The sequence below is a fragment of the Arthrobacter rhamnosi genome (genome assembly GCF_054510975.1).
This window is the reverse complement of record NZ_JBTNDN010000009.1, coordinates 1-12,480: the sequence shown is the minus strand read 5'-3', so window position 1 is coordinate 12,480 and position 12,480 is coordinate 1. Positions and strand designations below refer to the sequence as shown.

Below are 12,480 nucleotides of genomic sequence, written 5' to 3'. Positions count from 1 at the left end.
CACGACACCCACAGACGACACACGGGCACACGCCCGGACAATCGAAGGAGCATATTCCGTGACCGAACGCATCGTCCTCGCCTACTCCGGCGGACTCGACACCTCCGTCGCCATCGGCTGGATCGCCGAAGCCACCGGGGCCGAGGTGATCGCCGTGGCCGTCGACGTCGGACAGGGCGGCGAATCGCTCGAAACCATCCGCCAGCGCGCCCTCGGCTGCGGCGCCGTGGAGGCCTACGTGGCCGACGCGCGTGACGAGTTCGCCACCGAGTACTGCATGCCCGCCCTGAAGGCGAACGCGCTGTACATGGACGCGTACCCGCTCGTCTCGGCGCTGTCGCGTCCCGTCATCGTCAAGCACCTCGTCGCCGCCGCACGGCAGTTCGGTGCCACGACCGTCTCGCACGGCTGCACCGGCAAGGGCAACGACCAGGTGCGCTTCGAGGTCGGCATCCAGACCCTCGGCCCGGACCTGAAGTGCATCGCGCCCGTCCGCGACCTCGCGCTCACCCGTGACAAGGCCATCGCCTTCGCGGAGGAGAAGGGCCTGCCGATCGAGACCACCAAGAAGAACCCGTTCTCCATCGACCAGAACGTCTGGGGCCGTGCCGTCGAGACCGGTTTCCTCGAGGACATCTGGAACGCGCCCACCAAGGACGTGTACGACTACACCGCGTCGCCCGAGTTCCCACCGGCCGCGGACGAGGTCACCATCTCCTTCCGCGAGGGCATCCCCGTCGCGATCGACGGCAACGCCGTCACGCCGCTGCAGGCCATCGAGGAACTCAACCGCCGCGCGGGCGCCCAGGGCATCGGCCGCATCGACATCGTCGAGGACCGCCTGGTCGGCATCAAGAGCCGCGAGATCTACGAGGCCCCCGGCGCCATGGCCCTGATCGCCGCGCACCGCGAACTCGAGAACGTCACCATCGAGCGCGAGCAGTCCCGCTTCAAGAAGACCGTGGACCAGCGCTGGACCGAGCTGGTGTACGACGGCCAGTGGTTCTCCCCGTTGAAGCGTTCGCTCGACACCTTCGTCGACGACACGCAGAAGTACGTCACCGGCGACATCCGCATGGACCTCCACGGCGGACGTGCGACGGTCACCGGCCGCCGCTCCGACGTCGCGCTGTACGACTTCAACCTCGCGACCTACGACTCCGGTGACACCTTCGACCAGTCGATGGCCCGCGGCTTCATCGAGATCTTCGGCCTGTCCTCCAAGGTGGCGTCGAGCCGGGACCAGCGGGCGGGCGCCTGATGTCCCCAGTGCACGGTGGCGGGACGAACGAGGGTTCGTTGTGGGGCGGCCGGTTCGCCGGCGGCCCCGCCGACGCCCTCGCCGCGCTGAGCAAGTCGACCCATTTCGACTGGCGGCTGGCCACCTACGACATCGAGGGCTCCCGCGCCCACGCGCGGGTGCTGCACCGGGCCGGACTGCTGGACGACGCCGAGCTCGCCGGGATGATCGATGCTCTCGACCGTCTCGACGCCGATGTCCGCTCGGGGGCCTATCTGCCCGCCGAGAGCGACGAGGACGTGCACGGGTCCCTCGAACGCGGCCTCATCGAGCGTGCGGGGCCCGCCCTCGGCGGCAAGCTCCGCGCCGGCCGTTCGCGCAACGACCAGGTGGCGACGCTGGGCCGCATGTACCTGCGGGACCACGCCCGCATCATCGCCCGCGGCGTCCTCGCCACGATCACCGCCCTCGTCGACCAGGCGGAGGCGCACCTCGAGGCGCCGATGCCCGGCCGCACGCACCTCCAGCACGCCCAGCCGGTCCTGCTGAGCCACCACCTGCTGGCGCACGCGTGGGCGCTCCTGCGCGACGTGCAGCGGCTCTCCGACTGGGACCGTCGCGCAGGCGTGTCCCCCTACGGGTCCGGCGCCCTCGCGGGGTCCTCCCTGGGCCTCGATCCGGAAGCGGTGGCCTCCGACCTCGGCTTCTTCTCGGCGACGCACAACTCGATCGACGGCACTGCCTCGCGGGACGTGTACGCGGAGTTCGCGTGGGTGACCGCGATGATCGGCGTCGACCTCTCGCGGATCAGCGAGGAGATCATTCTCTGGGCCACCAAGGAATTCTCCTTCGTCACGCTCGACGACGCCTTCTCCACCGGGTCCTCGATCATGCCGCAGAAGAAGAACCCCGACGTCGCCGAGCTCGCGCGCGGCAAGGCCGGCCGGCTGATCGGCGACCTGACCGGCCTGCTGGCGACGCTCAAGGGCCTGCCGCTGGCCTACAACCGGGACCTGCAGGAGGACAAGGAGCCGGTGTTCGACGCCGTCGACACACTCGAGGTCCTGCTGCCCGCGGTGTCGGGCATGATCGCGACCCTCGTCTTCAACACGGAGCGCATGGCCACGCTCGCTCCCCAGGGGTTCGCCCTGGCGACCGACATCGCCGAGTGGCTCGTGCGCCAGGGTGTCCCGTTCCGAGAGGCCCACGAGCTCTCGGGCGCGGCCGTCCGCGTCGCCGAGCAGCGGAACGTGGAACTGTGGGACCTGACGGACGACGAGTTCGCCGGCATCTCCGCGCACCTGACCCCCGCGGTGCGCGAGGTCCTCACGGTCGAAGGATCGCTGGCCAGCAGGGACGCGCAGGGCGGTACCGCTCCAGCCGCCGTCCGCCGTCAGCTCGCCGCGCTGCGGACCGAGCTCGACGCCGTCGAGGGCTACACGACCGCCTGACGCGGGAGGGGGCGGCGCGGTTCCCCGAGGAGCCGCGCCGCACCCCGGAGCGCCGTCCCGCCGTGACCTGCTACGCCCGCCGCGAAGTGCTTTGACACCCGGTGGTGCCCGGCGCACTGTGTGAGCATGCAGCCTGCCCTCCAGCGTGCCACCCTGCGGGAGTTCTTCCCCTACCTGAGGGGACACATCCGTGTGCTCGCCCTCGTCGCCGTCGTCTCGCTCGTCTCGACCGGCCTGTCGATCGCCCAGCCGCTGATGGTCCAGCAGCTCGTCAACGCCGTCTCGGCGGGCCGGCCGGCCACGGTGTTCGTCTGGTTCCTCATCGCGATCACGCTCGGCGGGGCCGTCTTCGGGGCGGCACAGTCCTATCTCCTCCAGCGGACGGCGGAGTCGGTGGTCCTCGGCGTGCGCCGCTCGCTCGTCGGGCAGCTGCTGGCGCTGCCCGTCCGGGAGTTCGACCGGAGGCGCGTGGGAGACCTCATGTCGCGGGTGGGCTCCGACACCACGCTCCTGCGCAGCGTCATCACCTCGGGCCTCTTCGAGATCGTGTCCTCCGTCCTGATGTTCTGCGCGGCCGTCGTGCTCATGGTGCTGATCGACCCGCTGCTGTTCGGGATCACGCTGTGCGCCGTCCTCCTCGGAGCGGCCGGCGTCCTGTTCCTCGGTCGCCTCATCCGCAGGCGCAGCCGCGACGTCCAGAACGCGGTCGGGTCCATGACCGCAGCCGTGGAGCGCGGGCTCTCGGGCATCCGCACCATCAAGGCCTCCGTCGCGGAGGAGCGCGAGGCCGCTGTCATCGATGGTGAAGCAACCCGGGCTTTCCGCGCAGGGATCGCGATGGCCCGCCTCCAGGCAGCGGTCCAGCCGATCATGTCCATCTGCGTCCAGGGCGCGTTCATCGTGGTCCTGGCGGTCGGGGGGATCCGCGTCGCCGCCGGCGAGTTGCTGCTCGGCGACCTCATCGCCTTCATCCTCTACCTGTTCCTCCTCGTGATGCCCATCGGGTCGGCCATGAGCGCCTTCGTGCAGATCCAGTCGGGACTCGCGGCGCTCGACCGCATCCAGGAGATCGCCCGGCTCGAGCCGGAACGCGCCGACGAGGACCGGCCCGTACGGATCCAGCCGATACCCGCACAGCCGGATGCCGCGGCCGGCTCGACGCACGGTGCCGGCAATTCTGGTGGCAGATCCGCCGGCGCCATCGAGCTCCGGAATGTCAGCTTCCGGTACGACGACGGAGGCCCCGACGGGAACCACGCAGTTCGGACCCCTACTTCCGACGCCGGGGCGCCGCAGGCAGGGCGGGACCGGCGAGCCCCTCTAGGGTCCCCGGGGGTACTGCACAACCGGGTCTCCCCGGAGACGGAGCCTCCGTCCGTCGAGCCCGGCCGGCTCGTCCTCGACGGCGTCAGCTTCAGCGTTCCTGCAGGCAGCAGGACGGCGCTCGTCGGGCCGTCCGGCGCCGGGAAGTCGACGGTGCTGGCCCTGCTCGAACGGTTCTACGAGCCGACGGACGGCACCATCACCTATGACGGCACGGCGCTGCCGCGAATTCCCCGGACGGAGCTGCGCTCACGCATCGGCCTCGTGGAACAGGAGGCACCGGTCCTGAGCGGGACGCTGGCGGACAATCTGCGCCTCGCCGCCCCGGCGGCGACGGACGACCAGCTCCGACGCGTCCTCGCGGCCGTCGGGCTCGACGCACTCGGGGACCGCACGGACGACGGACTGGACCTGAACCTGGGGGAGGACGGCGTCCGGCTCTCCGGCGGGCAGCGCCAGCGCCTCGCCTGGGCGCGCGTGATCCTCGCCGACCGCCCGGTACTGCTGATGGACGAGCCGACGTCCGCCGTCGACTCGAGGACAGAGCAGCTGCTGCAGCAGACACTGGGGGAGGCCTCGCGAGACCGCACCGTCGTCGTCGTCGCGCACCGCCTGTCGACCGTGGCGGACTTCGATCAGATCGTCGTGCTGGACCAGGGCAGGGTCACCGCCGTCGGGACGCATGACCAGCTGCTGGAGGAGAGCGCTCTCTACCGCGACATGGCCTCCCGCCAGCGACTGGTGGCGGCCTGATCCCTGTCGTCCCGGCGGTCGGCTGACCGGCGCAGGGGAAGAGCCAGGGCGGCATGTGCGCGGGCGGTCCGGCGCCGACCCGACGCCTGCCTGGACCCGTCTGCTCAGAAGGCGGTCGGGCGCCCCGCCTCCCGGTCGAGCAGGCGCTGCTTGACCGGGAGCCCCCAACGGAAGCCGCCGAGGGTCCCGTCCGTCCGGATGACCCGGTGGCAGGGCACGAAGAGGGCCGCCGCGTTCTTGGCGCACGCTCCGGCGGCGGCGCGGACGGCGCTGGGGCTGCCCGAGCGCTCCGCGTACTCGAGGTAGGTGACCGGCGCCCCTGGCTGCACGGTGCGCAGCACGTTCCAGGCGTGGGTGCGGAACGGCCCGGATGCCTGCCGGACCCGCACCGGACCGATCGCCTCGAAGTCGCCGTCGTAGTAGCGGGCCACCGCCTCGAGGATGGGCTGCACGGCGGACGCCGCAGGATCGAAGCTCGCCGCCCTGAGGGTCGGGTGGATCTGCCCGATTAGCTCCGACGCGAGGTCCGTCCATCCCGAGGACAGCACTGCGCCCTCCGCCTCGATGATGGTGAAGGGGCCATCGGGCGTGTCGACGGTGGTGGTGGTTGCGCCGCGCAGGAGTGCCGGAGCGGAGAGCGTCGTGGTCATGGCTGGGATATCCGTTCGGTGGGTGGGAACAGGGTACGTGACGTCGGGTCGGGCTGGTCAGGTGCGGTGGGTTTCTGGTCGCGCGGCGACGTCAGGGGCCGCCGCCCGCCGAGCGCGGTGGCTGCCGCCCAAAGGTGCAGCGTCGCGTACGACCGCCAGGGCCGCACGTGGGCCATGGCATCGGCGAGGAGAGGACCTGGCGGGGCACCCTCAGCCCCGTGCCCGACGGCGTGCAGGCCGTGCTCGGCGTGCGCGGCCTGCCCGGCGGAGTTCCGGGACGTTAGACGGGACCAGCCGGTACGGACGGCGGCGTCGGCCGGCAGGTGGGTGTCCGGATGCCCGAGGACGCGCATGACCACGTAGTCCGCTGTCCACGGTCCTACACCGTCGAGTTGGAGCAGGTCGGCGCGCAGGGCAGCGGGATCGGAACCGACGCCGAACTCGACGGCGCCGGAGGCGAGCCGGCGTGCTGCCGAGCGCAGGGCGTCATTGCGTCGGCGGAGGCCCCGGAGGAGCGGCTCGGGTGCTTCCGCCAGGTCGGCTGCCGCAGGGAACACCCTGTCGAGCCCCGCGGCTCCTGCGTCTCCGGCGTCGACGGGCGGACCCGCAGCGGCGAGGCGGGAGAGTGCCCCCGTCGCCGCCGCGACAGTCACCTGCTGGCCGACGATCGCTCGGATCAGCGCCTCGTGGGGATCGAGCACCCCGGGAAGGCGCATGCCCGGCGTCGCAGCCGCCAGGTCCGAGAAGTACGGGTTCCGCGACAGAGCGGCATCGATCGCCACCGGATCGGCATCGAGGTCGAACAGTCGCCGGATGCGGCTCAGGAGCGCCGGCACATCGCCCAGTCCCGCGACCGAGACGGTCACCGGCAGCGCTGCCCGCCCGTTGCCGCGCGCCTCGACGGCGCCCGCCCGGAACCAGGCAGGGCCGCCCGGCAGCTGGAGGAGCCGCTCGTAGCTGGAATCGGTGGCGTGTTCGACGCCGTCGACCGCGCGGGCGGCGAGGAAGCGGAAGATGCCGTTGTCATACGGCAGCCGCGTGGGCAGCTCCAGCGAGATCCGGAGCGCTCCGCCGGAATGTGCAGAGGTGCCGGCTGCCGCATGCTGCTGCCGCGACGCTTCCCGCAGCTGCCGCGGTGTGAGGTCGAAGACCTGCTGGACGGTCTCGTTGAACTGCCGGATGCTGCCGAACCCCGCCGCGAAGGCGACGTCGGCGAACCGCAGCGGAGATCCCGTGAGCAGGGCCCGGGCAGTCTGGGCGCGGTGTGCACGGGCCAGCGCCAGCGCACCGGCGCCGAGCTCGTCCCTCAGGATGCGGTTCAGGTGCCTGGGGGAGTACCCGAGCCGGGCAGCAAGGCCCGGCACGCCCGTCCGGTCCACCTCGCCGTCGGTGATGAGGCGCATCGCCCGTGCCGCCGCATCACTGCGGAGGTTCCATTCCGGGTCCCCGGGAACCGCTTCGGGCAGGCACCGCTTGCAGGCGCGATAGCCCGCCTCGTGTGCAGCAGCCGAGGTGCGGTAGAACGTGACGTTCGCCGGTTTGGGCGTCCGCGCGGGGCACGAGGGGCGGCAGTAGATGCCAGTACTCGAGACGGCGGTCACGAACTGTCCGTCGAAGCGCACGTCGCGTGCGTCGATCGCCCGGTACTGCTGCCAGAAGTCCATGCCGCCATCCTGTCACCCGCCACCGGAAGCAACTAGCGGGATTCGGACACGGCTGCAGGGAGGGCGCGCGCCGCCTTTGCTACGGTCGACGGGTGAGCGAGCAGAGCGGGGCGGATGCGGACCTGCGGCAGAGACTGGGCGGCAGCGCTCTCGACGTCGCCCCCCTGCTCCTGGGCGCGCACCTCACCCACCGGGACGACGACGGCGAGGTCACCGTGCGCATCTCCGAGGTGGAGGCCTACCTCGGCCCCGACGATCCCGGCTCCCACGCGTTCCGCGGGAAGACCGCACGGAATGCGACCATGTTCGGGCCGGCCGGCCACCTCTACGTCTACTTCACCTATGGCATGCACTACTGCGCCAACGTGGTCTGCGGGACGGAAGGGTGGGCCACGGGCGTGCTGCTGCGGGCGGGCGAGATCGTGGCGGGCGTCGACCGGGCGCGGACACGCCGGTCCCATCCCGCGTCGGACCTGGACCTCGCCCGCGGGCCCGCGCGCCTCGCGCAGGCCCTCGGACTCGACCGCCGGTTCGACGGCGCGGACGTCCTCGCCCCGCCCTTCCGGCTGACCCTTCCGGATGAGCCCCCTGTGCGGGTCGGACAGGGGCCCCGGGTCGGTGTGAGCGGCCCCGCCGGTACGGCGGAGTATCCGTGGCGCTTCTGGCTGCCGGACGACCCGTCGGTGTCCCGCTACCGTCCCGGCAAGCAGCCCGCAGCCCGTAAGGTTGATCCGTGACAACGAGCGGAGCGGACGCCGGGAGCATCCCGGCCGCAGGAGCAGGCACACTCGCGAGCGATGCGAGGGAGGCGATCGACCGCCTGTGCGCCGTCGTTCCCGACTTCCCCTCTCCCGGCATCATGTTCCGCGACCTCACTCCCGTGTTCTCCGACGCCTCCGCCTTCCGGACCGTCGTCGATGCGGTGGCAGCGCCCTTCGCAGGCTCCTTCGATGCCGTGGCCGGGGTCGAGGCCCGCGGGTTCCTCCTGGCCGCCGCCGTCGCCTACGCGACCGGTACGGGGGTGGTCACGGTGCGGAAAGCAGGGAAGCTGCCGCGCGCCGTCTTCCGGGAGTCCTACGACCTCGAATACGGGCAGGCATCACTGGAGATCCACCAGTCCGATCTGCCCGCCGGTGCCCGTGTCCTGGTGCTCGACGACGTCCTCGCAACGGGCGGAACACTCGTCGCGGCATGTGCGTTGCTCGAAAAGGCAGGGGCCGTCGTCGCAGGGTGCGGTGTGGTCCTCGAGCTCGGGGACCTGGGCGGACGGGCGAGCCTGGCCGGACGCCACGTCGCCGCGCTGGAAACCGTGTAGCGTCCGCCGCGCTAGAATTGACGGTCCGCCTTTCTGGAAGGAAGTGCCCGATGCACGAGACGGCCCAGGCCAAAGCAGAGCTGGACTACGAGCGCGACTACGTCGACGGCCTGTACCGCCGGCTCGATGAACTCCGTGCAGAAAAGGTCCAGCAGCTCGCCGACGTCCGGCGCACTCAGGCCGCCGGATCCCACCAGAACCGCTCGGAGCGAGATGCCTTCGCGACGATGTACGAGGACCGACTCGCCCAACTGAACGCCGTTGACGACCGGCTGGTGTTCGGGCGGCTGGACCTCGACAGCGGTGACAAGCGGTACATCGGCCGGATCGGCCTCTCCGACGACGAGCTGCGCCAGCTGATGGTGGACTGGCGCGCTCCGGAGGCCGGTACCTTCTACCAGGCGACGGCCTTCGACCGCATGGGTGTGCGCCGTCGTCGCCACCTCATCCTCTCGCGGCGCGACGTCGTCGCGATCGAGGATGACGTCCTCGACGCGGATCTCCTGGGCGACGACGACTCGCTCCAGGGCGAAGGCGCCCTGCTCGCAGCCCTCAACTCGCGGCGCACGGGGCAGATGTCCGACATCGTGGGCACCATCCAGGCGGAGCAGGACCGCATCATCCGTGCACCGCTCCCCGGCGTCACCGTTGTCCAGGGCGGACCCGGTACCGGCAAGACGGCCGTGGCACTGCACCGCGCCGCGTACCTCCTCTACACGCACCGCGAACGGCTGAAGTCCGCCGGCGTGCTGCTGGTCGGGCCCACCGACGCCTTCATGAAGTACATCGAGCGCGTGCTGCCGTCACTGGGCGAGACCGGCGTGGTCATGGCCGGCATCGGCACGCTCATGCCCGGCGTATCGACGGTGCAGGAGGCGAGCGAGGAAGCCGCTGCCATCAAGGGCCGGCTCGAGATGGCGCAGGTCATCAGGAATGCCGTCGCCAACCGGGAGCGTGTGCCGGCGGAGAACAAGCGCCTGAACGTCGAGGGTACGATGCTGACGCTCACGCCCCGGCAGGTCTCGCGGGCGCGGGAACGCGCCCGGGCCACCGGGAAGCCCCACAACGAGGCGCGCGTCACCTTCGTCAAGATCCTCCTGCGGGAACTCACCGAGCAGCTGCTGGACAAGCTCGAGGAATCCTCGGGTGGCGGGAACAACGCGGATCGCTCCTACCTCGCGGAGGACGTCCGCAGCGCGCGCGATGTGCGCATCGCCCTGAACCTCGCGTGGATGCCACTGACGCCGCAGAAGCTCGTGTCGGAGCTGTTCGCGCGCCCCGAACTGCTGCGCGCCGCAGCCCCCGGCCTGAGCGACCGGGAAGTCGCCGCCCTGACCAGACCGGCGGACGCCCCGTGGACCGAGGCCGACGTGCCACTGCTCGACGAGGCGGCCGAACTCCTCGGCGACCTCGACGCGTCGGCGGGCCGCGACACCGCGGCCCGTGAGCAGGAGCAGAAGCGCGACCTCGCGAACGCCGAGCGGGCCCTCGAGAACGTCAATGCGTCGCTCGAGGACTCCGGGGTGAACGGCGTGCTCACGGCCGAGGACCTCGCGCAGCACAACGCCGTGTCCTCGACGCGGCTGTCCGCCGCGGAACGGGCGTCCGGCGACCGCACCTGGGCCTACGGGCACATCGTGGTGGACGAGGCACAGGAGCTCTCCCCGATGCAGTGGCGCCTGCTCATGCGGCGCTGTCCGCTCAAGTCCTTCACCATCGTCGGTGACATCGCGCAGACGAGCTCGGCGGCGGGTTCCCGGTCCTGGCAGCAGGCGCTCGAGCCCTTCGTCGGGGACCGGTGGCAGCTCGAGGAACTGACCGTCAACTACCGCACGCCGTCGCAGATCGCGGAAGCCGCCGTGCGGATGGCGAATGCGGCGGGGCTCGTCGTGTCGGCTCCGAAGGCCGTCCGGGAGGGGCGATATGCTCCGGTGCTCGACACCGTGCGTGAGCTCGTCCCGTCCCTCGTACGCGTGATGCCGGAGGAACTGGCGGCGATCGACGGCGGGCTGCTCGCCGTCATCGCACCCGACCACCTGCTGCACGAGGTACGCGCCTCGCTGTCCCCGGAGTACGGCACCCGCGTCGGTTCCGGCGCGGGCGGGCCCGGGCAGGACATCGTGGTGATCGCGCCGCGCGAGTCGAAGGGACTGGAGTTCGACGGCGTGGTGATCCTCGAGCCGCAGGAGATGCTCGATTCGGCGACGGCCCGCGTCGGCGACCTGTACGTCGCGATGACGCGTCCCACCCAGCGCCTCCGCGTCATCTCGACCGGCCGAATTCCTGCGGGTATTGCCGACTGATAATTTGGTGGGGTGGCACAGCAAACAGAAACCCCCGTCAGTGGCCTTGCCGGCCAGCGCAACGATCCGTCCTTCGCGAACATCTACGACGAGCTCGTCTGGCGTGGACTGGTCTATGTCTCCACAGACGAGGGCGAACTCAGGGAGCTGCTCGCCGGCCCGTCCATCACGTTCTACTGCGGGTTCGACCCCACGGCCCCGAGCCTCCACCTCGGGAACCTCGTCCAGCTCCTGACGATGCGCCGGCTGCAGCTCGCCGGGCACCGCCCCCTCGGACTCGTGGGCGGATCCACCGGCCTCGTGGGCGATCCCCGGCCGACGGCGGAGCGCACCATGAACACGAAGGAGACCGTCGCCGAGTGGGTCGGCTACCTCCAGGGCCAGGTGCAGAAGTTCCTCGACTTCGAGGGCGACAGTGCGGCCCGGATGGTCAACAACCTTGACTGGACCGGGCCGATGAGCGTCATCGACTTCCTGCGCGACGTCGGCAAGTACTTCCGCGTGGGCACGATGATCAAGAAGGAAACGGTCGCCAAGCGCCTGAACTCCGACGAGGGCATCAGCTACACGGAGTTCAGCTACCAGATCCTGCAGGGCATGGACTACCTGCAGCTGTTCCGCGACTACGGCTGCGTCCTGCAGACCGGTGGCTCCGACCAGTGGGGCAACCTGACCAGCGGTACCGACCTCGTCCGCAAGGTGGAGGGTGCGGGGGTCCACGCGATCGGCACGCCGCTGATCACCAACTCGGACGGCACGAAGTTCGGCAAGAGCGAGGGCAACGCGATCTGGCTCGACGCCGCCATGACGAGCCCCTACGCGATGTTCCAGTTCTGGCTGAACACCTCCGACGCCGATGTGGCCCAGCGCCTGCGTATCTTCACCTTCCGGACCCGTGCGGAGATCGAGGAGCTCGACAGGGCGACCTCGGAGCGCCCGTACGAGCGGGCGGCGCAGCGTGCTCTCGCCTTCGACGTCACGTCGCTGGTGCACGGGGTGGAGGCGACCGAGAAGGTCATCGCCGCGTCCGCGGCCCTGTTCGGACAGGGCGACCTCCACGCCCTCGACCTCGCGACCCTGCAGGCGGCGACGGCGGAACTCCAGTCGGTCTCGGTTGCCCGGGACGGTTTGGGAATCGTGGATCTCCTGGTCGCGTCGGGGCTGTCGCCGAGCAACTCGGCCGCCCGGCGGACCGTCGCCGAGGGGGGAGCCTACGTCAACAACGCCAAGATCTCCGATGCGGACCACGCCGTCGCCGAGGCGGATCTCCTCCACGGCCGCTACCTCCTGGTCCGCCGGGGCAAGCGGAACCTCGCGATGGTCGACGTCGCCTGACAGGCCCGCCGCTCGGTTCGACGCCGTGGCCGTGGCCGGCATCCTCCTTCGGGAGGGTGCCGGCTTCGCTTGTTTTGGGGGTTGTCAGCCCGCCGTGGGGGTGGTTGTGGTGGTGGATTTGTGGTGGGGGGTGGGGTGGTCGTATAGTTATGTGGTTGCCCCGGTGAGGGTGACGACCCCCCTTTGACAGAGTTGAAGTTGTTCCGGCGTGTGCTGTGCATGGTGCTGGGATGGGCTTCTGGTTTGTTGTCGGTTGTGTGGGTTTGCTGGTTGGTCGTGGTGCCGGTTTCGGCGGGTGGTGCGGCTGGGAGCGGATTTGCGGGATCGGGCTGGTGGGGGTAGGCTTGAAAAGTTGCTTCGGAGCGAGGACACAGCGGTTTGGTTGTGTTTGGTGCCGGTAGCTCCTGTTGTTTGAGAACTCAATAGTGTGCCAAGTTTGTTGATAC

The 12,480-nt window shown here is 70.5% G+C and carries 9 protein-coding genes; 7 read left to right on the top strand and 2 right to left on the bottom strand.

What is annotated here, in order from left to right:
- The first annotated feature begins 58 nt into the window (after positions 1–58).
- From ACX80J_RS16135 to ACX80J_RS16125, 3 genes are all read left to right on the top strand, one after another.
- Positions 59–1,261, top strand: coding sequence for an argininosuccinate synthase (locus ACX80J_RS16135; RefSeq protein ID WP_301230126.1), 1,203 nt, complete (start codon positions 59–61; stop codon positions 1,259–1,261).
- Positions 1,261–2,691 carry an argininosuccinate lyase gene (argH, locus tag ACX80J_RS16130; RefSeq protein WP_459348487.1) on the top strand — a complete coding sequence of 477 codons (1,431 nt, stop codon included), beginning with the start codon at positions 1,261–1,263 and terminating at the stop codon, positions 2,689–2,691. The genes ACX80J_RS16135 and argH overlap by 1 nt, the downstream gene beginning before the upstream one ends.
- 126 nt (positions 2,692–2,817) lie before the next feature.
- Positions 2,818–4,767: an ABC transporter ATP-binding protein gene (locus tag ACX80J_RS16125; RefSeq protein WP_459348486.1), complete on the top strand. Its 1,950-nt coding sequence runs from the start codon at positions 2,818–2,820 to the stop codon at positions 4,765–4,767.
- Positions 4,768–4,871: 104 nt separating this feature from the next.
- Here ACX80J_RS16125 and ACX80J_RS16120 read toward each other — a convergent pair whose 3' ends face one another.
- Both ACX80J_RS16120 and ACX80J_RS16115 read right to left on the bottom strand, forming a co-directional pair.
- Entirely contained in the window at positions 4,872–5,417 is a 546-nt protein-coding gene (locus tag ACX80J_RS16120) for a methylated-DNA--[protein]-cysteine S-methyltransferase (protein ID WP_459348485.1), read from the bottom strand.
- Positions 5,414–7,081, bottom strand: a complete 1,668-nt coding sequence (locus tag ACX80J_RS16115; protein ID WP_459348484.1) for a DNA-3-methyladenine glycosylase 2 family protein — start codon at positions 7,079–7,081, stop codon at positions 5,414–5,416. The genes ACX80J_RS16120 and ACX80J_RS16115 overlap by 4 nt, the downstream gene beginning before the upstream one ends.
- Before the next feature lie 92 nt (positions 7,082–7,173).
- Here ACX80J_RS16115 and ACX80J_RS16110 point away from each other — a divergent pair, with 92 nt between their 5' ends.
- From ACX80J_RS16110 to tyrS, 4 genes are read left to right on the top strand one after another with little or no spacing between them, the layout of a single operon-like run.
- Positions 7,174–7,818 carry a DNA-3-methyladenine glycosylase gene (locus tag ACX80J_RS16110; protein WP_459346220.1) on the top strand — a complete coding sequence of 215 codons (645 nt, stop codon included), beginning with the start codon at positions 7,174–7,176 and terminating at the stop codon, positions 7,816–7,818.
- Positions 7,819–7,844: 26 nt separating this feature from the next.
- Positions 7,845–8,396, top strand: a complete 552-nt coding sequence (locus tag ACX80J_RS16105; RefSeq protein WP_459346229.1) for an adenine phosphoribosyltransferase — start codon at positions 7,845–7,847, stop codon at positions 8,394–8,396.
- A gap of 50 nt (positions 8,397–8,446) precedes the next feature.
- Entirely contained in the window at positions 8,447–10,699 is a 2,253-nt protein-coding gene (locus ACX80J_RS16100; protein WP_459346221.1) for a HelD family protein, read from the top strand.
- A gap of 12 nt (positions 10,700–10,711) precedes the next feature.
- The gene (gene tyrS, locus ACX80J_RS16095; RefSeq protein ID WP_459348483.1) at positions 10,712–12,034 is read left to right on the top strand and encodes a tyrosine--tRNA ligase; all 1,323 of its coding nucleotides are present in this window, start codon (positions 10,712–10,714) and stop codon (positions 12,032–12,034) included.
- Positions 12,035–12,480: the final 446 nt, after the last annotated feature.

What these genes read in the sequence shown, in the direction of transcription:
- argH (WP_459348487.1), top strand. Translation starts at nt 1,261, where the DNA reads ATGTCCCCAGTGCACGGTGGCGGGACGAACGAGGGTTCGTTGTGGGGC.
- ACX80J_RS16120 (WP_459348485.1), bottom strand. Translation starts at nt 5,417, where the DNA reads ATGACCACGACGCTCTCCGCTCCGGCACTCCTGCGCGGCGCAACCACC.
- ACX80J_RS16115 (WP_459348484.1), bottom strand. Translation starts at nt 7,081, where the DNA reads ATGGACTTCTGGCAGCAGTACCGGGCGATCGACGCACGCGACGTGCGC.
- ACX80J_RS16125 (WP_459348486.1), top strand. Translation starts at nt 2,818, where the DNA reads ATGCAGCCTGCCCTCCAGCGTGCCACCCTGCGGGAGTTCTTCCCCTAC.
- ACX80J_RS16100 (WP_459346221.1), top strand. Translation starts at nt 8,447, where the DNA reads ATGCACGAGACGGCCCAGGCCAAAGCAGAGCTGGACTACGAGCGCGAC.